A 24,210-nucleotide genomic window follows, 5' to 3' on the forward strand; every position below is an offset into this window, starting at 1 on the left:
GCTCACGTAAAAACCATAAGGATGAGCCGGCATCCGCCGGCTTCCGTCCACAAAAAACCCCGCTGTGGCGTAGTGTGCGCCGCAGCGGGGTTTCATTCATCAATATAAAGCTTACGTTTCGAGCACGTGGTCGACGAGGCCGTATTCTTTAGCTTCGCTTGCGCTCATGAAGTGGTCGCGGTCTGTGTCGCGCTCAATCACTTCATACGGCTGACCCGTACGCTCAGAGAGGATGCGGTTTAGCTTCTCGCGCATTTCAATGATGCGTTTTGCATGAATTTCAATATCAGAAGCTTGACCCTGCGTACCCCCAAGCGGCTGGTGGATCATCACTTCACTGTTTGGCAGCGCATAACGCTTACCATCTGCACCCGCAGAAAGCAGGAAAGCACCCATGGATGCGGCCATGCCAACACAAATTGTGGATACTTTTGGAGAGATGTGCTGCATCGTATCATAAATCGCCATGCCGGCTGTAATCGAGCCGCCCGGGCTGTTAATGTATAACGATATGTCTTTTTCCGGATCTTCTGCCGCCAAAAACAGCAGCTGCGCAACAACGGTATTCGCCACGTTATCATCAATACCGGAGCCGAGCATGATAATGCGATCCTTCAACAAACGCGAGTAAATGTCATACGCGCGCTCCCCGCGGTTCGTCTGTTCAATAACTGTAGGAATTAATTGCATAAGTATGTCTCCTCCTTTAATCTCGAAAGCTTCAATTTCAAAGCTCAGCACAAACGTGCCGCCTAGAATTGCTGACATCATCATAACTTAAAAGGTCAATGATGGTCAAATAAAAAGGCTGTCGCTCTTAAGCTTCCCATCGCAAATTACTTTCTACATATTAACCGTAAAACCCTTTCGTCAAACATAACGAAGGTAGCGGCATGTTTTTTGATCATGTATAATAAACCAAACAACACTTCTGCTGAAAATGAAAGCCGCCTACTTCAGACTTTTTGCGTGTCGTCCGGATCAAAATTATCAAGGCGCCAGTCTCAAAGCAGACGACATCAAAGGGGCCGGCAGCGCTGTAACCAACAAAAGCTCCAAAAAAACGGCTGAATTTATTTAAAAATTCAATTTAGATAGATGTAAGACGTGCCTATTTTGCGTATAACATAAAAAGAAACCGCTTTCACTACTGGAGGTGACTGTACAGATGATGCATATGGATATGTCCCTTGTGCAGCAGCAGACGATGAAGCTCGTCATGACCCAGGAGCTTCGGCAGGCAATTTCATTACTGCAATATTCAACACTCGAATTGAATGAATATATTGAAGAGCTCGCCCTGGAGAATCCGCTGCTTGATGTTGAGCGCGGCACAGGGGAAGAAACGGTGACCGCGTTTCATTCGCCGGTCATGTGGCAGGATGGAGACACATATCAAGAGCAGGAAGATCAAGAAGAATCCTCTCCGTTTGACCGGGTGCGGGCACGCGGTTTATGCATTGCAGAAGATGTAGTGGATCAAATCCGGATGCAGCACAGCGATCCACACACCCGGACGGTTCTCATCTATCTTGCGCGTCACCTTGGCGATGATGGCTACTTGTATATTGATCTAGAAGAGGCAAAAGCCGCTTTAGCGCTCACAGACGAAACCCTCGAGCAGTTCATTTTAGAGCTGCAGGCGTGCGAGCCGGCAGGTGTCGGTGCCCGCTCCTTAAGTGAATGCCTTGCCCGCCAGCTGGAGCGGCAGGAAAGCCCGCACCCGCTTGCGCTGCAGCTTGTGCGCCATTATTTAAACGATGTCGCTGAACGCCGTTACAAGCAGCTTGCGAAAAAGCTGGATGTGCGGGTGCAGGATATTCAAGAAGCCCATGATGTGATTAAGCAGCTCGAGCCGCGCCCGGGCGTGAATTTTGATGACGGCGCGGCAGCGTATGTGCTTCCGGATGTGCATGTCGAAAAAGCGAAAGGGGAGTACCATGTCACCCTTCATGACGGGACCCTCCCTAAAATTCGGATGAACCGCCAGTACCGTCACTTGCTTGAAGGCAGCACAGAAGGCAGCAGTGAAGCTTATGAGTATGCGAAAAAGAAGTATCAACAACTGACATGGTTGTTAAAGAGCATCGATCAGCGCCAGCAGACGCTTTACAATGTAACGTGTGCGATTGTTGAGGCGCAAAAAGATTTCTTTGAACACGGCCCTGGTTATTTAAAACCGTTAACTTTAAAGCAGATTGCTGAAGAGGCTGAAGTTCATGAATCCACCGTGTCACGGGCGACAACGCAGAAATACGTCCAGACGCCGCGCGGCTTGTTTGAATTGAAGGACTTTTTCACCTCAAAAGTTGATACAGCCGGCGCAGAAACTTCAGCCAACGCTGTGAAATCTCATATTCAAACGATTGTGGATAACGAGAATAAACAAAAACCTTTGTCTGACCAAAAAATTGTGGATATGTTGAAAAGTGAGCATGAAATCGAAGTCTCCCGCCGCGCGATCGCCAAGTACCGCGACGAACTTTTCATCCCATCCTCATCGAAGCGAAAACGTTACGAAGCATAATCAATGAGCGCGCTGCAGCCTTTGCCGGCTGCGGCGCGCTCATTTTTTGTGCGAGAGAGAGGGGAGCGCTCCGAGTTTGGTAGATCGCGCTCCATTTTTGGGGTTGCGAGCTCCATATTCGGAGGTGCGAGCTCCATATTCGGGTGATCGGGTTCCAACTCGGTTGGCCGCGCTCCATTTTTGGGGGTGCGAGCTCCATATTCGGGTGATCGGGTTCCAACTCGGTTGGCCGCGCTCCATATTGGGGGATGCGAGCTCCATATTCGGTTGATCAGGTTCCAACTCGGTTGATCCAGCTCCATATTTGGAGGTGCGAGCTCCATATTCGGGTGATCGGGTTCCAACTCGGCTGGCCGCGCTCCATATTTGGAGGTGCGAGCTCCATATTCGGTTGACCGGATTCCAACTCGGTTGGCCGCGCTCCATATTTGGAGGTGCGAGCTCTGAGGACGGCCGACTCCCTTTCACTTCTTTCTCGATTTTTAAATAGGCGTATGTAAACAAGCTCTCGGGAAAAGATAGAACAGTGGTGGGTGAAGGTGAGTGTGCAGCTGAAATATTTTGTGTAGAAATTTGTTGAGAAGTTTTCGGTTTATTGTTAGGATATGAATGTACGATATTTACTTACAACGTTACCGGGACGGAAAAAGTCTATGCGGGACAAAAACGTTCCCGGAAAAGGTGATAACATGCGCGAATGGGTGGAATGGCAGAAAAAGCTTGTGCCTGAAGCGCTTGATACAATGGGGCGGCGCTACCGCATTCTGCAGTACGTCCGGGTGATGCAGCCGATTGGCCGGCGCACTTTGGCGCAGCACTTGCAGTTTACTGAACGCGTGCTCCGCAATGAAGTTTCGTTCCTTAAAAATCAAGGGCTGCTTCACATCAGCACTTCCGGTATGGAGTTAACGGATGAAGCTTATGACTTGCTCGATGAACTTGAAGAGAGTATGAAAGCAGCCTTTGGATTGTCTGCTTTAGAGCAGAAGCTGGCTGATAAACTGCAGATTCCGGAAGTGATTGTGCTCGCTGATGACAGTGATGAACAAAGCTGGGTGAAGCGTGAGCTCGGCCGGGCCTGCATTGATATTATGGGCAGCCGGCTTGCACCGGGTGATGTAGTCGCGGTTGCTGGTGGAACGACGCTCGCTTCTATTGCTGAAATGATGGTGCCTAACGATGTGTTCAGTTCGATCACCTTCGTTCCGGCACGCGGCGGTCTCGGCGAGGATGTTGAGATTCAGTCGAACACAATCGTTTCGCAAATGGCCAAGCGGGCGCGGGCGAACTACCGGCTGCTGCACGTACCGGATCAATTGAGTGAGGAAACCCGCGATTCTCTGCAGCTAGAGCCCGGCATTAAAGAGCTGCTCGAGTTGATCCGCCGGCCGCGCATGGTTGTGCACGGCATCGGTGAGGCAGAGACGATGGCGCTTCGCCGGCGGACAGAGGAAACAGCGGTTGATGAGCTGAAAAAACAGGAAGCTGTAGCTGAAGCCTTTGGTTACTACTTTGATAAAGACGGGCGGATTGTTCATAAAGAACAGACCACCGGACTGCAGCTTGATGATTTAACGGAAGAACAAACGGTGATTACCGTTGCCGGCGGGGCTTCGAAAGCTGAAGCGATCGCAGCTTACATGAGATACCGGCCGAGTGATTTATTGATTACTGATGAAGGTGCGGCGCAGGCGGTATTAAACTACGCGTCGGCTGGAAGTTTTTAAGCTCGGTGGACTTGCTTCTTTTTAGAAGCAGACTATAGATGATTGATTACCTTAAAGGAGGATGTTGTGAAATGGCAACAAAAGTAGGAATTAACGGTTTTGGACGTATTGGACGCCTTGTATTTCGCGCAGCACTTGAAAACGAAAATGTAGAAGTAGTAGCAGTCAACGATTTGACTGACGCAGAGATGCTCGCTCACCTGCTCCGTTATGACACGGTACATGGCGGCTTGGATCAGTCTGTTGAAGTAAACGGTGAAAACCTTGTTGTCGGCGGTAAAGAGATCCGTGTTACTGCTGAAAAAGACCCGGCACAAATCGGCTGGAATGATGTAGATGTAGATATCGTTGTTGAAGCAACAGGCCGCTTTGCAAACCGTGCAGACGCAGCACAGCACATCGAAGGCGGTGCGAAGAAAGTTGTCATTTCCGCACCGGCGAAAAATGTTGACGCAACGTTCGTTATGGGCGTTAACGACAGTGACTACGACCCGGCAGCCCACGATGTTGTTTCCAACGCATCCTGCACAACAAACTGCTTGGCACCACTTGTTAAAGCGCTCCACGACAACTTCGGCTTGAAGCGTGGCTTTATGACAACGGTTCACTCTTACACGAACGACCAGCAGATTCTTGACCTGCCGCACAAAGACTACCGTCGTGCACGTGCAGCTGCTGAAAACATCATCCCGACAACAACAGGTGCGGCTGAAGCTGTAGCTCTTGTACTTCCTGAACTTGAAGGCAAGCTTAACGGTGGCGCAATGCGTGTTCCAACGCCAAACGTATCCTTGGTTGACCTCGTTGCTGAACTCGACAAAGACGTTACAGTAGAAGAAGTTAACGCAGCGCTTAAAGAAGCATCTGAAGGCGAGCTTAACGGTGTACTCGGCTACACTGAAGAAGAGCTTGTATCCACAGACTACAATGGTGATACGCACTCCTCCACAGTAGACGCTGCTTCTACAATGGTCATGGAAGGTAACATGGTTAAAGCAATCTCCTGGTACGATAACGAGTACGGTTATTCCAACCGCGTTGTTGACCTTGTTGAGCACATTGCAAACCAAGGCGTATAAAATTTTATAAAACGAAAGAGAGGGAGGAGAGAAAAAGTGTTTTCTTCCTCCCTTTTTCACGGGTAATATGTTGTTGGAGGATATGATTTAACGCGAAGGAGGCGCTCCGAATGAATAAACAAACGGTGCACGATCTTGACTTAAAAGGAAAAACGGTATTTTGCCGTGTGGACTTTAACGTGCCGATGTCAGAAGGTACAGTGAATGATGACACGCGTATCCGCGCTGCTGTACCGACAATCCGCCACTTAACAGATGCAGGCGCAAAGGTGATTCTTGCAAGCCATCTCGGCCGTCCAAAAGGTGAGGCGCATGATGAGCTTCGTCTCGGTCCTGTAGGTGTCCGTCTCGGCGAAATCATGGGCAAAGACGTAAAAAAAGTGGATGAAGTTGTCGGTGATCAAGTAACGCAGGCGGCGAACAGCCTAATTGAAGGCGAGATTCTCCTGCTTGAAAATGTCCGCTTTGAAGCAGGCGAAGAGAAAAATGATGCTTCTCTTGCAAGAGCTTTCGCTGAACTTGCTGACGTTTATGTGAATGACGCATTCGGCGCGGCGCACCGGGCGCACGCATCCACTGAAGGCATCGCGCATCACTTGCCGTCTGCTGCTGGTTTGTTGATGGAAAAAGAATTAGATGTGCTCGGCCAGGCGCTTGCAGATCCGGAGCGTCCGTTTACCGCAATTATTGGTGGTGCGAAAGTAAAAGACAAGATCGGTGTAATCGATCACCTGCTTGATAAAGTAGATCACCTTATCATCGGCGGCGGTCTCGCTTACACGTTCGTGAAAGCACAAGGTTATGAAATCGGTCAATCGCTGCTTGAAGAAGATAAAATTGAGGTTGCAAAAGAATACATGGAAAAAGCAAAAGCAAACGGCGTTTCCTTCCACATGCCGCAGGACGTCATTGTAGCTGATGACTTCGGTCGCGATGTAAACACGAAAACTGTGGATATCGACAGCATTCCGGCAGATTGGGAAGCGATGGATATTGGTCCAAAAACCCGTGAAGCTTACGAAAAAATCATTAATGACTCCAAGCTTGTGATTTGGAACGGGCCGATGGGTGTCTTTGAATTTGAACTGTTTGCCGGCGGCACCCGCCACGTTGCTGAATCCCTCGGCAGCGCATCTGAGACGTACTCTGTGATTGGCGGCGGCGATTCTGCAGCAGCAGTTGAAAAGTTCGGTCTGGCTGAAAAAATGAGCCACGTTTCCACCGGTGGCGGTGCTTCCCTTGAGTTTATGGAAGGCCGTGAGCTTCCAGGTGTCAGCATTTTAAGCGAAAAGCAGTAAAAAATATTTTGACGAGGTGAAAACCGATGCGCAAACCATTTATCGCAGGAAACTGGAAAATGAACAAAACGCATGAAGAAGCGCTTGCTTTTGTTAAGGAAGTGAACGGCCAGCTCCCTTCACACGACCAAGTTGAAACAGCTGTATGTGCGCCGGCATTGTTTCTTAAAGATATGATTGATGCAGCTGAAGGTTCCGACCTTCAAATCGGTGCACAAACCATGCACTTTGAAGAGAACGGCGCTTTTACTGGCGAGATCAGCCCGCTTGCGCTTGCGGATCTCGGCGTGAGTGCAGCGGTCATTGGGCACTCCGAGCGCCGTGACATGTTTAACGAAACAGACGAAACAGTAAATCATAAAAACCACGCGGCGTTCACACATGGCATCACCCCGATTGTCTGCGTTGGCGAAACGCTTGAAGAGCGCGACAAAAACGAAACAGAAACGGTGGTTAGCCGCCAAGTGGAAGAAGGCTTAAAAGAGCTGTCCGAAGAGCAGGCAAAGCAGGTTGTTATTGCGTATGAGCCGGTATGGGCGATCGGTACAGGCAAATCTTCAACAGCAGCAGATGCAAACGAAACTTGCGGTTTCATCCGCAGCGTGCTTGCAAAACAGTTCTCTGAAGAAGCAGCTGAAGCTGTGCGCATCCAGTACGGCGGCAGTGTTAAGCCGGAAAACATTGCTGAATATATGGCGCAGCCACACATCGACGGGGCTCTTGTTGGTGGTGCAAGCTTGAAGCCGGATGACTTTGTGAAACTTGCGGAGGCGGGTAAGCAATGAGTCGTTCCCCGGTAGCGCTTATGATTTTAGACGGCTGGGCGATGCGTGAAGAAACGTTCGGTAACGCAGTCGCTCAAGCCGAGACCCCGAATTTTGACCGCCTGCTTAAGACATTTCCAAACACGCAGTTAACCGCGTGCGGGAACGCGGTCGGTCTTCCGGAAGGGCAGATGGGCAATTCCGAAGTCGGCCACTTAAACATCGGTGCCGGCCGGATTGTATATCAAAACTTAAGTTTAATTAACAAAGGTATTGAAGAAGAAACATTTTTTGCGAACGAAGCATTTTTACAGGCTTTACAGCACGCTGAAACGCACGGCAGCGCCCTGCACATTTACGGCTTGTTGAGCGATGGCGGGGTGCACAGCCATATTCAACACTTGTTTGGTCTATTAGAGCTTGCCCGCCGCAAAAATATTGAAGATGTGTACGTACATGGTTTCCTTGACGGCCGCGATGTCGGTCCGGTGACGGCGAAAACGTATATTAAGCAGCTGCAGGATAAAATGGTTGAGTTAAACACGGGCCAGATTGCAACTTTACACGGGCGTTATTATGCGATGGACCGGGATAACCGCTGGGAGCGGGTCGAGAAATCGTACCGCGCGCTTGTGTACGGTGAAGGCAATAACTTTCAAGATGCGATCGAAGCGGTGGATGCTTCTTATCAGCAGGAAGTTTATGATGAATTCGTCGAGCCTTGTGTGCTGACAGATGAGCACCAGGCGCCGGTAGCTACTGTAAGCGACAACGATGCTGTCATCTTCTTTAACTTCCGGCCGGACCGGGCGATTCAGCTTTCCCGCGTGTTTACCGACAATAACTTTGATGGTTTTGACCGGGGAGAAGCGTTTCCGTCAAACTTGATGTATGTCACGATGACCAATTATAGTGAAACTGTTAACGGTGAGGTTGCATATCCGCCGATGGATCTGCCAAATACGATGGGCGAAGTCGTCGCAAACGCTGGTAAAACCCAGCTGCGCATTGCAGAAACAGAAAAGTTCCCACACGTGACATTCTTTTTCAACGGTGGCCGGGAACAAGAGTACAGCGGTGAGAACCGGATCTTAATCGACTCGCCAAAGGTGCCGACGTATGATCAGCAGCCGGAGATGAGTGCTTACAAAGTGACAGAAGCCCTCTTAAAGGAAATTGCTGAAGATAAGCATGACGCGATTGTGCTTAACTTTGCCAATCCTGATATGGTGGGGCACTCCGGCGATCTAGAGGCGACGAAGAAAGCCGTTGAAGTTGTTGATGAATGTCTCGGCCGCATTTTAGATGCGCTGCACGAAAAAGGCGGCTATGCGGTAGTTACAGCGGATCACGGTAACGCTGATGAAGTGACAGATGAAAACAATGAGCCGATGACGGCACATACGACGTATCCGGTGCCGGCGATTGTTACGAAGCCGGGTGTAACTTTGCGTGAAGGCGGTATGCTTGCAGATTTAGCCCCGACGGTGCTTGATTTAATGCAGGTGGACCAGCCGGCGGAGATGACCGGTCGTTCGTTAATTCAAAACTAGAAAAAGGAGCGATTTTTCATGAGCATGATTGCAGAAGTTTATGCCCGCGAAGTCCTGGACTCCCGCGGTAATCCGACAGTTGAAGTTGAAGTTATTACAGAAGAGGGCGTCATGGGCCGCGCGCTTGTACCAAGCGGCGCTTCCACAGGTGAACACGAAGCTGTAGAACTGCGCGATGGCGGCGACCGTTACAAAGGTAAAGGCGTATTGCAAGCTGTAGATAACGTCAACGAAGAAATCGCAGCTGAAATTGTAGGTGTCGAAGTGTCTGATCAGACAGGTATCGACCAAATGCTGATTGACCTTGATGGCACGCCGAACAAAGCTAGCCTCGGCGCGAATGCGATCCTCGGTGTCTCTATGGCAGCGGCGTACGCAGCAGCAGAAGAGCAGGGTAAAGAGCTTTACGAATATCTCGGCGGCTTTAACGCAAAAACATTGCCTGTACCGATGATGAACATCTTAAACGGCGGCGAGCACGCAGACAACAGTGTTGACCTGCAGGAGTTTATGATCATGCCGGTCGGTGCAGAAAGCTTTAAAGAAGGCCTTCGCACAGGCGCAGAAATCTTCCACACATTGAAGAAGGTGCTCGGTGAAAAAGGCTATGCTACAGGTGTAGGTGACGAAGGTGGATTCGCACCGGACTTGAAGTCTAACGAAGAAGCGCTCACAACTATTATCGAAGCGATTGAAAAAGCAGGCTACAAGCCGGGTGAAGAAGTTGTACTCGCTATGGATGCTGCAGCTTCTGAAGTTTACGAAGACGGCAAGTACAACTTGAAAGGCGAAGGCGTTGTTAAAACAGCAGACGAAATGATCGAATTCTACACGAACCTTGTAGAAAAGTATCCGATCGTTTCCATTGAAGACGGCCTTGATGAAAACGACTGGGAAGGTTGGCGCAAGCTGACTGAAGCCATCGGCGACAAAGTTCAGCTCGTCGGTGACGACTTGTTCGTAACCAACACTGAAAAGCTTAGCCGCGGCATTGAAGAAGGTGTAGGTAACTCGATCCTCATCAAAGTGAACCAGATCGGTACACTCACTGAAACCTTTGATGCCATTGAAATGGCGAAGCGCGCCGGCTACACAGCTGTCATCTCCCACCGTTCCGGTGAAACAGAAGACGCGACCATTGCAGACATTGCCGTTGCAACGAACGCAGGTCAAATCAAAACCGGTGCACCATCCCGCACCGATCGTGTTGCGAAGTACAACCAGCTGCTCCGCATCGAAGACCAAGTGCAGGGCACCGGCGTCTACGAAGGCCGCAACGCATTTTACAACTTGAACAAGTAAGCCAAAAAAACCGCTCCCGCATAGGGGGCGGTTTTTTGTGTCTTTGGTAGGGGTCTGACCCCTGCCAATTTAATAAATTCGAAATCTTCATCTCCTCCTTCTTGATCGAATCGTTCAACAAGCAGCTGAAATTATATCTACCGGAAGGAGGAGATCTCGTCTAAAAGCTCGGTTAAACGCATTCTTTTCATCCAGTTTGAGTCATATAATGAGTAGGTGTCCATGCGGTTTCACCAAAGTTTTGATTTATTACTAAAATTTCTTTGTGAAGTTTACTAACATTTTTATCGTGCAAAAATTTTAAGACAGGTAATATTAAGACATCGAAATAATGATTGAAGTCAAAACAAAAAGTTCAGATTAATTTGACAACACGAAGGAAAGCGATTACAATTAACGTCAACATCGATTTAACGTATCGATTATTTTTTAAGACAAATCAGTATACTGTATACAATTGATGTGAAGACTTGTTACTCAGTCCGAACACGAAAAACTTCACACTTAATTTGCTGAAATTTCATTATATTACAAACTGTATACAGTATTCAATTATTGTGGTTTAGCGACTTTCTTTTACGAGCGTTCACCTAAATAACTGTCACACAAATATAAAGGGGGGTTGATGGTGCGAAAAATTTATCGAGCGGAATCATTAACAGAACAAGCCTATCGTTTGATTAAAGATTCGATTATTAATACAGAAGTAGAACCGATGGAAGAATTAGCTGAAGAGAAAATAGCAGGTGAACTAGGGATCAGCCGTACACCAATACGTGAAGCATTAAAGCAACTTGCCTTTGAGGGTTTGGTGGAGCTGAGAAAAGGTACAAAAGCGCGTGTCAGCTCAGTTTCACCGGAAGAAGCGTTAGATTATCAATTACTTCGTGAGCAGTTAGAGGCGATGGCTGCAAAGTACGCAGCAAAGCATGCCACAGAAAACGATGTAGCTCACTTGAAAGATGTCACTAATAAACAACATGATTCTATTAAGGATGGTGATTTTCATCGGTTTATTGACTTAGATTACGAGTTTCATCACTACATCGCTGTTTTATCTCAAAACAAAAAGCTTCAGGAATTCACAGAGAACTTAAATAGTCAGGTGCAAAGGTTTCTTATCTTGACGCAAACATTGACAGAAAGTGTGACACAAGCAGTTAACGAACATTTAGCGATCATTGAAGCTATTGAAAGCCATGATGGAAGTTTAGCGGAGGTACAAATGAAAACTCATATAGAGCGTGTAACAAAACGAATTTTTGGGAGCGTACATTTTGAAGACAACGAGGAGGAGAAATGACTATGAAAAAACTAGCATTTGGTGCAATGACGATGGCGGTAATGGGGACCCTAGCGGCTTGCGGCGATAATGGAGCTGAAAACGAGGCATCAGGAAGCGCAGAAGATACAGGTGAAACCCATGAGATTCGTGTAGCTCATCTTGTGAACGAAGATCAATCGACCCATGTGGCTTTAGAAGAGTTTATTGAAAATGTTGAAGCACGATCTGACGGACAACTTCAAGTAGAAGCTTATCCAAACGGTTCTTTATATGTGTCTGACCGGGAAGCAATAGAAGCCGTACAAACGGGGAATCTTGAAATGACGATACCAGCTGTGGCGCCGTTATCTGGATTTAATAGTAGCTTCATGGTGTTTGATCTTCCGTTCCTTTTTGAAACAAAAGATGCAGCATATAGTGCACTAGATGGGGATCTTGGAAATACGCTCCTTGATGAGTTAGAAGAAGACAACCTGAAGGGTCTTGCATTCGCTGAGAACGGTTTTCGTCATATCACAAATAACAATGGTCCGATTGAAGATCCAGACGACCTTGAGGGCATGAGCTTACGGACAATGGAAAACCCTGTTCATACCGACACCTTTCAAGCTTTAGGTGCCAATGCTTCTCCATTTGCTTTTGGTGAGTTGTATACAGCCCTTCAACAAGGAACATATGACGCGATGGAAAGTCCAGTTTCCCTTGTGTATACAAACAATTTCTACGAAGTTCAAGACTATCTAACGGTTAGTGAACATTTTTATGCGGCTACAATTCTACTAACGAACCCGGACTTCTTTGATGATCTACCGGAAGATTTGCAAGAAATTATTCAAGAAGAAGCGGATAACTACCGCGAAGAGCAGCGCCAGATTGCCTCAGAACAAGATGAAGAATGGATGGAAGAGTTAGAAGATGAGATGGAAATCAATGAATTGTCCGAGGAGCAAAAAGAGCAGTTTATTGAGCAGACGTCTTCTGTTTATGAGGACTATGAAGAGGAAATTGGCAGTGACTTAATAGAGATGGCGCGAGAAGCAAACGAGTAATTTGTTGCTCATCAACAACATTAATCTAATAAAAACCTCGGTGAGCGCCCGGCTGAGCCGGGTGCTGCTGTGGAGGTGAGAGGCATGTCGATATATAAATTGTTGGACCGTCGTTTGGAAGAAATTATTCTCGTTATAACGATGGTGGTAATGGTTGTCTTAATATTTTACCAAGTGCTCTCACGTTACGTCTTAAGTAACTCGCTGAGCTGGACAGAAGAAATGGCAAGATATGTACATGTATGGCAAGTGTGGATCGGAGCAAGTTTTGCAGTTCGAATGGATAAACATATTAAAGTAGAAATGGTGAAAGATCTTCTACCCCCTATGTACCGGCGGATAGTGGAATTAATAGCTTTACTTCTTTGGTTTTTCTTGGCGGTAGTTCTCGCTTATATTGGTACAGTCGTTGTTCTCGATATGATAGGTTCTGGGCAAACCTCCCCAGCGATGCGGATTCCGATGTGGATTGGTTATGCAGCCGTACCCGTAGGCGGTATCTTAATGTCACTTAGACTTGTTCAGCAAATTGTGAAGCACTTTAAAAAACCAGCAGAAGAAGCTTCGTAAGGCGGGGTACTATGACAATACTCGTTCTCTTTGGAACACTATTCTTATTAATACTTATTAATGTTCCGATTGCTATGGCGCTCGGTTTAAGCTCGATCTTTACAATAATTTTCACAACAAATATGGATTTAAGTATTGTTGCACAGCGGGCGTTTGCATCACTGGATTCGTTTCCAATCATGGCGATTCCCTTCTTTATGTTAGCAGGCATACTGATGGGAAAAGGCGGTGTGTCCAAGCGGTTGCTAAACTTTGCAGCTGCGCTTGTTGGATGGATAACTGGTGGATTAGCGATGGTAACCGTCGTTGCCTGCATGTTCTTTTCAGCAATTTCAGGCTCAGGACCAGCGACGGTCGCAGCGATTGGTTCCTTTATGATTCCAGAAATGAAAAAGCGTAACTACGGAGAAGGTTTTGCATCAGCGATCACGGCCGCTTCAGGATCGATTGGGGTTATTATCCCGCCGAGCATTCCGTTTGTTTTATACGGTGTCGTCGCAAGCGTCTCTGTCGGAGGTATGTTTTTGGCCGGGATAATCCCTGGCATACTCATTGGTTTCTCGCTATTACTGATCTCCTATGTAATCGGAAAGAAGAATAACTTTACGAGCGACGGCCAGGTGTTTTCTTTTAAATACTTGATGAAAACGTTCTGGGAAGCGAAATGGGCGCTGCTTATTCCCGTTATTATTCTCGGTGGCATCTATGGAAGCGTCTTTTCTCCGACTGAAGCAGCGGCTGTCGCAGTAGTTTATGCACTTGTAATTGGCGTGTTTGTCTATCGTGAACTTAATATGAAGAACATTTACGAATGTTTTGTAGAAGCAGGGATTATAAACGGGGCGACAATGATTATTATCGGCTTATCAATTTCGTTCTCGTTTCTTATGACCTCCGAACGCGTACCTGTCACGATTGCAGAATATTTAACTGACTTATCTAGTAATCCGATTTTTATATTACTGCTGATTAACCTGTTTTTATTAATTGTAGGTGCGTTTATCGATACGATCTCAGCGCTCGTTGTTTTAGCGCCGATTCTTTTACCGGTCGTTACCGAGTTAGGAGTGGATCCAATGCACTTTGGTGTCATTTTAATTACGAACCTTGCGATTGGATTTATTACGCCGCCGGTAGGCGTTAACTTGTTTGTTGCCTCAAATATCGGTGGTACACGGATTGAGGCGATTTCAAAAGCCGTTTTACCGATTCTGTTTATGCTGATCTTTTCCCTTTTAGTTATTACATTCGTACCAGAGCTTTCTACATTTTTACCTGAAACATTTTTATAGGAGAGATGGCTTATGATTGTAAGCACAACAGATGAATGGACAAAAGCGCAGATTCGCACCTTTGCAGAAGTGACCGATGAGCCTATGCACATTTATACCAACATCGAGCAAATACCTGATGAAGTTAAGGCTGAAACAACCATTCTGATTACATTTGGCAATGATTTAACATCCGAAAATGTACCACTATTTAAAAAACTGAAGTGGATTCAACTTTTAAGCGCAGGACTTGAAGATTTACCATTTAATGAGCTTCGTACCTTGAATCCAATCATAACGAACGCTCGCGGCATTCATACACGTCCAATGGCTGAGTATACGTTGGGTGCCATGCTGTATTTTGAAAAGCACTTTGACCGCTTTCTTTCGTTGAAAAAGAAAAAAACGTGGGATCGAGATCGGCTTGTCGGTGAATTAATTGAACAAAAGGCTATTGTGTTTGGCACAGGGGCCATCGGTCAGTCGGTTGCAGCATCTGCTTCTTACTTTGATATGGTCGTGCACGGAGTGAACACTTCCGGGAAAGCGCAAGATCCGTTTGATGAAGTATTTACGCTTGAGGACGGATTAGCACGTATCAATGATTATGCGTACGTAATTCTAGTTCTTCCATTGACGCCGGACACTCATGGGTTGTTTTCCGAAGAGGTATTAAAGCGTTTAAATGATGATGCGGTGCTGATTAATGTGGGGCGTGGCGGCCTTGTAGATGAGGATGCGCTCGTTGACATGCTTACTAAGCGGAAAATCAAAGGGGCGGCGCTGGATGTGTTTATTGAAGAGCCACTGCCAAAGGAGCACCCGTTTTGGGAACTTGAAAATGTCTTACTGACACACCATATGTCGGCGAAATCCGCTCATTATTTAACGCGCTGTATGGATATTCTTACAAAGAATCTAACGGCTGTAAGGCGAGGTGCTTCCGATTTGGAGCTGATCAATTACGTAAATTTGACCAATCGTTACTAACAGGAATGGAGGAGACGATGTGAAGGTTATGGAAAAAACTCGTTTACAACCAAATGAACTCTATCACCGCATCAAAGGTCTTGATACGCCCGAACAAATCGAAGTGATAACTTCGCAGCTCGTACGTATCGAAAGTGTAAATTCAACAGCGGGAGAGACAGAGATTGCTGATTATATAGCAGCCTTTATCAAAGAGATTCCATACTTTAAAAAGCATCCAGGCAAAGTGTGGGAACAAGCGCTGGAAGATGACCCTCTTAAGCGAAAAAACGTGTTTGCGTTCGTTGAAGGTCAAGGGTCTTCAACTGAGACGGTAGTGTATCACGCTCATCTGGATACGGTTGGTGTGGACGACTTTGGGGCGCTTAAGGACGTTGCGGTTCACCCGGAAGCATTGAAGGAGCATTTCGCCCACCATGCTGAGGATCCTGAGGTGAAAGCAGCCGCTACGAGTGGGGATTGGATGTTCGGCCGCGGATCTGTCGATATGAAAAGTGGAATTGCCGTCCACCTAACGAACATTATTCACTTCTCAGAGTATGTTGAAGATGTTTCAGGAAATATTCTTGTCATGATTAACCCAGTCGAGGAAAACGAACATACGGGTGTGATGGCGTCGGTAGCTGAGTTGTTAAAGCTTAAGGATGAACTTGGGCTTAGTTATCAAGCTGCGATTAACAATGATTTTGTAACGGAACTGTATAAGGGAGATATGAACCGATACGTATACACTGGTGCGGTCGGCAAGCTCCTGCCGTGTTTTTACATGTACGGACGTGCCGCACATGTCGGTGAAACTCTGACAGGGGTCGATCCAACGTTAATATCATCAGAAATTAATCGTGAGATGAATAACAACATGGCGCTTGCCGAAGAGCTCGAAGGTGAACTTGTCCTGCCGCCCTCATGCCTATATCAGCGCGATAACAAAGACTTTTATAATGTGCAGACGACAGTAAGTAGTAGATTATATTTTAATTACTTCATTTATGAACGTACACCAAAGCAAGTCATGGATCAGTTAAAAGAAACAGCGGCTCAGGCCTGTGCGAAAGTCAAAACGCATATGCATGCGCAGTACGAAGCGTTTCGCACCCTCACCGGTCACCCGGACTCAAGATTTGAGTGGAAGGTGGATGTTTATTCTTATGAAGAATATATCGAAGCGCTTGTGCAGGACGGTGTGGACGTTGAGGCCGTAACGGCAAGCGTTCTTAAAAAAAGTGAAACAACCGACAAACGAGAACTGTGTTTTGAAATGCTCGAGGCCTTGCAAGAGGCGGATCCGAGCAGTCAGCCGAAAGTGGTTATCTTCTTCGCTCCGCCGTTTTGTCCACATAATTATTTGCGAGAATCCATAGGCGCTGAAAAGGAACTGATTGATGTTTTACAGGGTGTGCTTAGTGACCAGCAGGAAAAGACCGGGGAGCAGTTTGCGTTGAAAAAGTTTTTTCCTTTCTTATCAGATAGCAGCTATTTATCGAGCCACGATACGGATGAGGAACTCAAAGCACTCATTCACAATTTTCCTGAATGGGAACAGATCTATCCGGTCCCAATGGATCACATTCGTGAATTAAACATTCCGTCCATTACGATCGGCGTGTACGGCAAAGATGCCCATAAACATACAGAACGCGTATATAAGCCGTATACCTTTGGCGTGTTACCGCACGTCATTCGTGATTTTACGAAACAAGTACTTAATCCTTAAGGAGGTATTCAGATGACACAGACAAAAAATTCCCTATTTGACCGAGCCGCAAAGGTAACCCCGCCAACTGCTCAGCGTGCTACACAGCTGGGTGTAACGAAAGCAAAAGGAAGCTACCTCTACACAGAAGAGGATGAAGCGTATTTAGACTTTGCCAGCGGTGTTGCCGTCATGAACGTAGGGCACAATCATCCGAGAGTAGTGGAGGCTGCCAAGGCCCAGCTTGAAGAGATGATTCATGGTGGTCATAATGTTGTCTACTATCCATCATATGTCAAGCTCGCTGAAAAGTTAAATGAGCTTAATGGCGGTGACCATATGGTTTACTTTTCGAATAGCGGGGCTGAAGTCAATGACGGAGCAATTAAATTAGCTAAAAAAATCACAAAACGGCCGGCGGTTATCTCATTTAAGCGCGGTTTCCACGGGCGGACCATTGGGGCGACCGCACTGACAGCATCAAGTGCAGCATACAGAAAAGATTACGAAGGTTTGCTTCCAAGCGTGTACTACAGTGAATATCCGTACCCGTACCGCAGTGACTTAACTGAAGAAGAAGAAGTCGAGCGCTGCATACAACGATTAGAAGACGTGTTTCAATTCCAAGTCACTCCCGATAGCGTCGCGGCGATGATCATGGAGCCGATTCAAGGTGAAGGCGGCTACATTGTGCCACCTGCGTCCTTTTTAAAGCGTATCCGTGAGATTTGTGACAAGCATGGCATTCTGCTTATCTTTGACGAAGTGCAAACAGCGTTTGGCCGGACAGGAACAATGTTTGCGTATGAACATTTCGATGTGAAACCTGATATTTTAACACTTGCTAAAGGGATCGCGTCCGGTTTTCCGTTAAGTGCAATTGTTGCTCCGCGTGAAATCATGGAGCATTGGCCGGCAGGAACACACGGAGGTACGTATGGGGGTAATCCAATTGCCTGCGCCGCGGCATTAGCATCGATTGACGTGTTAGAAACCGAAAGTTTAGCTAATGCAAAAGCGATGGGTGAGTATTTCAAATCGGAGCTTACAAAACTACAAGAACAAGAGAGAGGGATTGGTGATGTACGCGGCTTAGGTTTAATGCTTGCGATGGAACTTGTGGGGGACGATGGTTCCCCGGATCCTGACAGGATGGCAAAACTACGTACGCATGCCCTTGAAAATAATATCATTTTGCTCGGCTGTGGAACGGAAAAGAATGTTATTCGGTTTATCCCGCCAACGACTGTGAAGAAAGAAGAAATTGACCGCGTCATTGCTGTTGTTAAAGAAGCGTTGCACCAATCCAACTAACTTGAGGTGAATCCAGCATGTTGTATATTAACGGAAATTGGCAGTCATCTGCAGAGAATGAAACGTTTGCAGTAACGAATCCTGCAACGGTTGAAACGATGGAATATGTCGCAAAAGGAAATGAAGTAGATGCCAATCAGGCAATTGAAGCCGCTAGTGAAGCGTTTCCGGCCTGGAAGCATACCCCGGCCAAAGAACGGGGGCGCTATCTCGTTTTAGCGGCGGCTTATCTACGTGAGCGAATCGATGATTTAGCCCATACTATTACAGCTGAAATGGGTAAGCCATTAGCTGAATCAAAAGGTGAAATTAATTTGGCGCTTGATTATATGGAGTGGTTTGCTGAAGAGGCAAAGCGTGTATATGGTGAATCCATTCCAGCGTCTGTTCCAAATAAACAACTTATGGTCAAGAAATCACCCATTGGTGTAGTTGGTGCAGTGACACCATGGAATTTTCCTGTCGCTATGATAACGAGGAAACTTGCACCTGCACTTGCAGCGGGTTGTCCAGTCGTTATTAAGCCTGCGTCTGCAACACCGCTATCGGCCATGAAAGTGTTTGAAGCACTTGATCAAGTCGGGTTGCCAGCGGGGGTAGCTAACCTTGTCAGCGGATCAGCTTCTAAGGTTGTTGGTGAAATGACACGTCACCCTGATGTAAAGAAGCTTACATTTACTGGTTCAACCGATGTCGGTAAAAAGTTGATTCGCGACTCTGCCGATACTGTTAAACAAGTATCAATGGAACTTGGAGGTCATGCACCGTTTATCGTGTTTGATGACGCTGATATCGATAAAGCAGTAGATGGCGCTGTCGCGAGTAAGTTTCGCAATGCCGGCCAAACGTGCATCTGCACGAATCGTTTATACGTGCAGGAAGGCGTAGCAGATGAATTTGCCAAGAAATTTGCCAAGAAAGTAAGCGAGCTTAAGGTGGGTGCCGGAATCGAAACAGGGGTAGCGATCGGACCGCTCATTGATGAAGGAGCACTTGAGAAAGTAGAAGAGCATATCGAAGACGCAAAAGCAAAAGGCGGTCAAACACTTACTGGCGGCACGCGCCAGCAGCCGAACGGATTGGGAGGGTACTTTTATGAACCAACAGTCATCCATAATGCAACGGATGATATGTTGATTGCCTCTGAAGAAACGTTTGGTCCTGTCGCGCCGATTTTTACATTTGAAACGAAAGAGGAAGCGGTAAAGCGGGCAAATCATCCAGAATATGGACTTGCCTCTTACTGCTATACCAATGATTTGAGCCAGGCGTTTTACGTCGCAGAGGAACTAGAGTATGGTATTGTCGGTATAAATGACCCGATACCAACTACAGCACAAGCACCATTCGGTGGTGTGAAAGAAAGTGGAGTTGGTCGTGAAGGCGGTCATCAAGGAATAGAAGAATATGTAGAAGATAAATTTGTTTCTTTTCAATTGAATTAACGATTAGTTTTCCGCATAGAGCAACTATTGAAGACTGAAGCAACCCTTTAACACAAGAAACGTAGTTTAATTGCTGAATTTCTGTATTTTGTATATTTTTGGTGGTTCAACTATTAAAAAGGATTGTGGTTTTCATGCCTCCTCTCTCGCTGCGCTGACTACCGATGAATGGTTGTTAAGGTTGAACCTACTGGAAATCATGTGCGCAGCGAACCATCTAGTGTTAACTTGTAAGGTTTTTATATCATTGATTGAGAAAAATGCTCGATTTTACAATCATTACCAGATAATGAAATCTAGCAAAAAAACAGGTTTTACTGAAACAGATAACCCCTTAACCAACGAATCGTGGTTAAGGGGTTTTGCATAGCTAGGAGGTGTTGGAGTGAATGTGGAAATCGACCTGTCTATAGTTATCTTCCTTAGTTTGGTCGCCTGGGGGTTGATTACGTTTGTGTACCGCCGGCGGGCGGAAGATGAACCGTATTTCGTTTTGAAGCACGTCGTGTATTTTGTGCTCAGTTTACTTTCAGTGACTTTGGATGGTTTGGTGCTGCCGGTTGGTTATGCGGTAGTTGCAGTGCGTTTATGGGTGATGCAGCCGGCGAATCGTTCAGGCAAATGGCTGGTTGCGAATACGGGGCTGGTCATCATATGGCTCCTGCCGATCTTTTGGGAGATGCTAAAACACTTCCTTTTTGAGTTTACGCCGATCTTTGATATGGTGATGCTCTAAATCGTCCACCTCATTACGACGAGGCACGTTCTTGGGTGTATGAAGCACGTTCTTGGGTATGTGAGGCACGTTCTCGAGCCAGCGAGGCACGTTCTTCTCGGGTGTGCGAGGCACGTTCTTGGGTATGTGAGGCACGTTCTTGGGCATGTGAGGCACGTTCTCGGGTGTGCGAAGCACGTTCTCGGGTATGCGAAGCACGTTCTCGGTATTTCGCATATCGCTCATAAGTGATCATTGCTTTGGTTAGCTCAGGAAAATTGCTACACTAGTTGTAGAGAGAAACCATGTAGGAAATGAAGGTGACGTTGATGAAAAAGGAAGTTCATGTCGTTGGTGCGGTAATTATGGAGGGAGACAACATTTTATGTGCCCAGCGCGGGGCGACGAAGACGCTTGCGCATAAATGGGAGTTTCCCGGGGGCAAGATTGAAGCAGGTGAGACGCCGGAGGCAGCGCTGCATCGTGAGATTGAAGAAGAGCTTGGCGCTGAAATTGCGATTGATCATCATATTGCGGACTGTACATATGAATATGATTTTGCCGTCGTACATTTAGCGACATATGCGTGCCGGCTTCTTTCCGGTGAGCCGGTATCCGAAGAACATATTCGTCTAGCGTGGCGCAAGCGTTCGGAGCTGCCGGAGCTTGACTGGGCAGCGGCGGACTGGCCGACGATTGATGCGTTAACGAGCGGCTAAGGAGGCACAATCATGGAAGAGCTGACAGCGCAGCTGCGGGCGTCACTTGAGCACGGTTTTATTGATCAACAACATATGCCGGTCGAGCGGATGCGGCCGCAGCTCGTCTTAAATGAAGCGGATCATCATATGCTGCATACACTTTTAGAGGAGCTCGAAGTATGCAGCGGCTTTTTATTTTCAGTTGCATTTATTACGGAAAGTGGTTTATCAGCGTTAAAAGCAAAGCTGCTCGACCTACACTTTCGCGGGGTGAACGGCAAGATTTTAACGTCGACGTACTTAGCGTTTAATCAGCCGAAAGTGTTTCGTGAACTGCGGAAACTGCACAATGTTGAGGTGCGCACAACTGCTCGTGAAGGGTTTCACGCCAAAGGGTACATTTTTCAGCATCAAGAGCACACGTCACTCATTGTCGGCAGTTCAAATTTAACAGCTTCGGCGTTAAAGACGAACTATGAGTGGAATATTAAGCTCACTTCCCGGGATGAAGGGGATATTGTGCATCACTTTCATGACCAGTTTCTCCGCGTTTGGGAGGAAGCAGCGCCGTTGACGGATGAATGGATTGAAGCTTATGAAAAGCTGTATAAAGCTGAAGTCCGCCGGCGTCCGGCTGAAGCGGTGGCAGAACTTACGGCCGGCTACGAAACGAATGCGCTGCGCGAGGCTGTGCAGCTTGAGCCGAATGCGATGCAGCAAAAAGCGCTTGCGGGCATCGCCGGCTTGCGCAGTGAACAAGCCCGGCGCGGGTTGGTCGTTTCAGCTACCGGTACAGGCAAAACGATGCTGGCCGCGTTTGATGTCCGGCGGATGCAGCCGGCACGTTTTTTATTTATCGCACATCGTGAGCAGATTTTGCACAAGGCAAAAGAAACGTTTCAGACGGTGCTTGGTTTAAATGAAGAAGATGTCGGCATTTTAAGCGGCGGGCGCGACGAGTCTCATAAACGTTACGTATTTGCGACGATTCAAACGCTGTCGCAGTCAGAGCGGTTATATCAAGAAGCAGCGGATGCATTTGATTACATTTTAATTGATGAAGTGCATAAAGCAGGCGCTGCAACGTATCAGCGGGTCATGGATCACTTTACGCCGTCATGGCTCATGGGGATGACAGCAACGCCGGAGCGGACAGACGGATTTAATATTTTCGAGATGTTTGATTACAACATTGCCTGCGAGATCCGGCTGCAGGAAGCGCTTGAAGAAGATATGCTTTGTCCGTTTCATTATTTTGGTGTGACAGATGCATCCATTGCTGAAGGTGCCAAGGACGTAACCGCTAAACTTCACCAAGTTCCGGTGGAAGATCGGTTTACGCATATCTTAGATAAAATCAAGTATTACGGATATGCCGGCGAACGGGTGCAGGGCCTCATTTTTTGCGGGGATAAGCGTGAGGCTCATAAGTTGAGTGAACTGATGAATAACGCCGGATACCGCACTGCGGCACTGACGGGTGAGGACGCGCAAGAAGCGAGGATGCAGCGGGTAACGGATTTAGAGCATAACCGTTTGGATTATATCTTGACCGTTGATATTTTTAATGAAGGAATTGATATCCCAACGGTCAATCAAGTTGTGATGCTGCGCCGCACAGAATCGAGCATTATTTTTGTACAACAGCTTGGGCGCGGCTTGCGTAAAGCTGAAGGTAAGCCATTTGTGACCGTCATTGATTTTATCGGTAACTATCAAAATAACTACTTAATTCCGGTTGCGCTTGCCGGGGATCAGTCGATGAATAAAGACAATTTACGGCGCTACTTACAAAACACTGATTTTGTGCAGGGGCTGTCGGTCGTTAATTTTGAAGCAGTCGCGAAAGAGCAGGTGTACCGGGCGGTGGATCAAACCCAAATTGCCGGGCTCCGCATGATGAAGTCAGCGTATGAAAAGTTAAAGTTCCGGCTGGGACGTAAGCCAATGCTCCATGACTTTATAACCCATAATGCCCTTGATCCTGAAGTGATTGTTCATTATCAACGCACAAATTATTACGACTTTTTGCAGCGTGTGGATCCGGAGGCATACGTGCTGAATGAATGTAAGCGCTCCGTGCTCACGCAAGTGTCGCAGGAGTTTTTGTCAGGTAAGCGCAAGCATGAGCTGGTGCTGTTGGACATGCTGCTGCAAGGTGGCGTAGTGACAGATGAAGCTTACGCCGCCCGGCTTGCCGAACTGAACTGTTACTGGGATCAAGATGTTTCTCATTCTGTCGCCGGAATGTTTGACCTTACGTTTTACAAGCAGCAGGAGTTGAAAAAGTACGGCGAGGTTCAATTTGTTGAGCGTTTTAATGCAGGTTATCAGTGGACAAAAGCGACGAGCGAAGCGCTTCAACGTGATGAAAATTTTCTTGCCTTTTTAAAGGATGCAGTCGCTGCTGGTTTGGAAAAGAGCAAAGCGTACCGGCCGGATGTACGCCTCACCCGGTTTCAAAAGTATACGCGCCGGGAGGTTGTAAAACTTTTAAACTGGGAAAAGGATGAAAGTAGTGCAGTGTTTGGCTACCGGACGAGACAACAGACAACACCGATTTTCATCACGTATGATAAGCAGGATGACGTGAGTGCAAGTGTTGCTTACAAAGATGAATTGCTTTCACCTGAGCGGCTGCAGTGGTTTACGAGAAACCGGAAAACCCTTGCATCTGAAGAGGTGCGCGATGTTGTGGAGAGCCGTGAGCGGGGCAATACGTCGTATATTTTTGTGAAAAAAAGTGATGATGAAGGCACAGGCTTTTATTACCTTGGTACAGCTGAGACGGTGGCGGGCACCCCTGAAGAAACAACGATTACAGATGATAAGGGGCAGGTGCTGTCCATTGTGAAGATGCAGCTTGCACTTGAAGCCCCGGTGGATGCAAGATTGTATCAATATTTGCTTGAGTAACATGAAAGGGA

At 47.1% G+C, this 24,210-nt stretch carries 19 protein-coding genes; 18 read left to right on the top strand and 1 reads right to left on the bottom strand.

The genetic code is table 11. The annotated features are described in order from the left end of the window. Nucleotides 1–111 precede the first annotated feature (111 nt). Nucleotides 112–690 (bottom strand): ATP-dependent Clp endopeptidase proteolytic subunit ClpP, encoded by a 579-nt coding sequence (clpP, locus tag B0H94_RS05780; protein WP_106588419.1) that lies wholly within the window; start codon nucleotides 688–690, stop codon nucleotides 112–114. Nucleotides 691–1,168: 478 nt separating this feature from the next. Here clpP and rpoN point away from each other — a divergent pair, with 478 nt between their 5' ends. The 18 genes from rpoN (at nucleotide 1,169) to B0H94_RS05875 (ending at nucleotide 24,199) form a co-directional block, all read left to right on the top strand. Next, a complete protein-coding gene (rpoN, locus tag B0H94_RS05785) occupies nucleotides 1,169–2,527 on the top strand; it encodes an RNA polymerase factor sigma-54 (RefSeq protein WP_245893918.1) in 1,359 nt (452 codons plus the stop codon). A 689-nt stretch (nucleotides 2,528–3,216) separates the two neighbouring features. Further along, complete coding sequence (locus B0H94_RS05795) at nucleotides 3,217–4,254, top strand: sugar-binding transcriptional regulator (protein WP_106588421.1); 1,038 nt, start codon at nucleotides 3,217–3,219, stop codon at nucleotides 4,252–4,254. 71 nt (nucleotides 4,255–4,325) lie between these two features. Further along, nucleotides 4,326–5,333: a type I glyceraldehyde-3-phosphate dehydrogenase gene (gap, locus tag B0H94_RS05800; RefSeq protein ID WP_106588305.1), complete on the top strand. Its 1,008-nt coding sequence runs from the start codon at nucleotides 4,326–4,328 to the stop codon at nucleotides 5,331–5,333. A 110-nt stretch (nucleotides 5,334–5,443) separates the two neighbouring features. Beyond that, nucleotides 5,444–6,631 carry a phosphoglycerate kinase gene (locus B0H94_RS05805; RefSeq protein WP_106588306.1) on the top strand — a complete coding sequence of 396 codons (1,188 nt, stop codon included), beginning with the start codon at nucleotides 5,444–5,446 and terminating at the stop codon, nucleotides 6,629–6,631. A gap of 26 nt (nucleotides 6,632–6,657) precedes the next feature. Beyond that, nucleotides 6,658–7,416, top strand: coding sequence for a triose-phosphate isomerase (tpiA, locus tag B0H94_RS05810; protein WP_106588307.1), 759 nt, complete (start codon nucleotides 6,658–6,660; stop codon nucleotides 7,414–7,416). Then, the gene (gene gpmI, locus B0H94_RS05815; RefSeq protein ID WP_106588308.1) at nucleotides 7,413–8,948 is read left to right on the top strand and encodes a 2,3-bisphosphoglycerate-independent phosphoglycerate mutase; all 1,536 of its coding nucleotides are present in this window, start codon (nucleotides 7,413–7,415) and stop codon (nucleotides 8,946–8,948) included. The genes tpiA and gpmI overlap by 4 nt, the downstream gene beginning before the upstream one ends. Before the next feature lie 18 nt (nucleotides 8,949–8,966). Next, the gene (gene eno, locus B0H94_RS05820) at nucleotides 8,967–10,250 is read left to right on the top strand and encodes a phosphopyruvate hydratase (protein ID WP_106588309.1); all 1,284 of its coding nucleotides are present in this window, start codon (nucleotides 8,967–8,969) and stop codon (nucleotides 10,248–10,250) included. Nucleotides 10,251–10,878: 628 nt separating this feature from the next. Continuing rightward, the gene (locus tag B0H94_RS05825; RefSeq protein ID WP_181315285.1) at nucleotides 10,879–11,553 is read left to right on the top strand and encodes a GntR family transcriptional regulator; all 675 of its coding nucleotides are present in this window, start codon (nucleotides 10,879–10,881) and stop codon (nucleotides 11,551–11,553) included. A gap of 2 nt (nucleotides 11,554–11,555) precedes the next feature. Further along, nucleotides 11,556–12,584 (top strand): DctP family TRAP transporter solute-binding subunit, encoded by a 1,029-nt coding sequence (locus B0H94_RS05830; protein ID WP_106588311.1) that lies wholly within the window; start codon nucleotides 11,556–11,558, stop codon nucleotides 12,582–12,584. An 84-nt stretch (nucleotides 12,585–12,668) separates the two neighbouring features. Beyond that, complete coding sequence (locus tag B0H94_RS05835) at nucleotides 12,669–13,154, top strand: TRAP transporter small permease (RefSeq protein WP_106588312.1); 486 nt, start codon at nucleotides 12,669–12,671, stop codon at nucleotides 13,152–13,154. 11 nt (nucleotides 13,155–13,165) lie between these two features. Further along, on the top strand, nucleotides 13,166–14,446 hold the full coding sequence (locus B0H94_RS05840) for a TRAP transporter large permease (RefSeq protein WP_106588313.1): 1,281 nt from the start codon (nucleotides 13,166–13,168) through the stop codon (nucleotides 14,444–14,446). 12 nt (nucleotides 14,447–14,458) lie between these two features. Beyond that, entirely contained in the window at nucleotides 14,459–15,415 is a 957-nt protein-coding gene (locus B0H94_RS05845; protein WP_106588314.1) for a D-2-hydroxyacid dehydrogenase, read from the top strand. Between the two features lie 28 nt (nucleotides 15,416–15,443). Beyond that, a complete protein-coding gene (locus B0H94_RS05850; protein WP_106588422.1) occupies nucleotides 15,444–17,129 on the top strand; it encodes a M20/M25/M40 family metallo-hydrolase in 1,686 nt (561 codons plus the stop codon). A gap of 12 nt (nucleotides 17,130–17,141) precedes the next feature. Continuing rightward, nucleotides 17,142–18,422: an aspartate aminotransferase family protein gene (locus B0H94_RS05855; protein WP_106588315.1), complete on the top strand. Its 1,281-nt coding sequence runs from the start codon at nucleotides 17,142–17,144 to the stop codon at nucleotides 18,420–18,422. A 17-nt stretch (nucleotides 18,423–18,439) separates the two neighbouring features. Beyond that, complete coding sequence (locus B0H94_RS05860) at nucleotides 18,440–19,867, top strand: NAD-dependent succinate-semialdehyde dehydrogenase (protein ID WP_106588316.1); 1,428 nt, start codon at nucleotides 18,440–18,442, stop codon at nucleotides 19,865–19,867. 385 nt (nucleotides 19,868–20,252) lie between these two features. Next, nucleotides 20,253–20,603 (top strand): hypothetical protein, encoded by a 351-nt coding sequence (locus B0H94_RS05865; RefSeq protein WP_106588317.1) that lies wholly within the window; start codon nucleotides 20,253–20,255, stop codon nucleotides 20,601–20,603. Nucleotides 20,604–20,911: 308 nt separating this feature from the next. Then, nucleotides 20,912–21,301, top strand: a complete 390-nt coding sequence (locus B0H94_RS05870) for a (deoxy)nucleoside triphosphate pyrophosphohydrolase (RefSeq protein ID WP_106588318.1) — start codon at nucleotides 20,912–20,914, stop codon at nucleotides 21,299–21,301. A 12-nt stretch (nucleotides 21,302–21,313) separates the two neighbouring features. Then, nucleotides 21,314–24,199, top strand: a complete 2,886-nt coding sequence (locus tag B0H94_RS05875; protein ID WP_106588319.1) for a DEAD/DEAH box helicase — start codon at nucleotides 21,314–21,316, stop codon at nucleotides 24,197–24,199. Nucleotides 24,200–24,210 lie beyond the last annotated feature (11 nt).

It is taken from the genome of Salsuginibacillus halophilus (assembly GCF_003014715.1).
Classification (GTDB): domain Bacteria; phylum Bacillota; class Bacilli; order Bacillales; family Marinococcaceae; genus Salsuginibacillus; species Salsuginibacillus halophilus.

Excerpts from the sequence above, each read along its gene's own strand:
- B0H94_RS05795 (WP_106588421.1), top strand. The coding sequence starts at position 3,217 with ATGCGCGAATGGGTGGAATGGCAGAAAAAGCTTGTGCCTGAAGCGCTT.
- tpiA (WP_106588307.1), top strand. The coding sequence starts at position 6,658 with ATGCGCAAACCATTTATCGCAGGAAACTGGAAAATGAACAAAACGCAT.
- B0H94_RS05830 (WP_106588311.1), top strand. The coding sequence starts at position 11,556 with ATGAAAAAACTAGCATTTGGTGCAATGACGATGGCGGTAATGGGGACC.
- B0H94_RS05845 (WP_106588314.1), top strand. The coding sequence starts at position 14,459 with ATGATTGTAAGCACAACAGATGAATGGACAAAAGCGCAGATTCGCACC.
- clpP (WP_106588419.1), bottom strand. The coding sequence starts at position 690 with ATGCAATTAATTCCTACAGTTATTGAACAGACGAACCGCGGGGAGCGC.
- eno (WP_106588309.1), top strand. The coding sequence starts at position 8,967 with ATGAGCATGATTGCAGAAGTTTATGCCCGCGAAGTCCTGGACTCCCGC.
- B0H94_RS05835 (WP_106588312.1), top strand. The coding sequence starts at position 12,669 with ATGTCGATATATAAATTGTTGGACCGTCGTTTGGAAGAAATTATTCTC.
- B0H94_RS05850 (WP_106588422.1), top strand. The coding sequence starts at position 15,444 with ATGGAAAAAACTCGTTTACAACCAAATGAACTCTATCACCGCATCAAA.
- B0H94_RS05870 (WP_106588318.1), top strand. The coding sequence starts at position 20,912 with ATGAAAAAGGAAGTTCATGTCGTTGGTGCGGTAATTATGGAGGGAGAC.
- B0H94_RS05855 (WP_106588315.1), top strand. The coding sequence starts at position 17,142 with ATGACACAGACAAAAAATTCCCTATTTGACCGAGCCGCAAAGGTAACC.
- B0H94_RS05805 (WP_106588306.1), top strand. The coding sequence starts at position 5,444 with ATGAATAAACAAACGGTGCACGATCTTGACTTAAAAGGAAAAACGGTA.
- B0H94_RS05840 (WP_106588313.1), top strand. The coding sequence starts at position 13,166 with ATGACAATACTCGTTCTCTTTGGAACACTATTCTTATTAATACTTATT.
- gap (WP_106588305.1), top strand. The coding sequence starts at position 4,326 with ATGGCAACAAAAGTAGGAATTAACGGTTTTGGACGTATTGGACGCCTT.
- B0H94_RS05860 (WP_106588316.1), top strand. The coding sequence starts at position 18,440 with ATGTTGTATATTAACGGAAATTGGCAGTCATCTGCAGAGAATGAAACG.
- B0H94_RS05875 (WP_106588319.1), top strand. The coding sequence starts at position 21,314 with ATGGAAGAGCTGACAGCGCAGCTGCGGGCGTCACTTGAGCACGGTTTT.
- gpmI (WP_106588308.1), top strand. The coding sequence starts at position 7,413 with ATGAGTCGTTCCCCGGTAGCGCTTATGATTTTAGACGGCTGGGCGATG.
- rpoN (WP_245893918.1), top strand. The coding sequence starts at position 1,169 with ATGATGCATATGGATATGTCCCTTGTGCAGCAGCAGACGATGAAGCTC.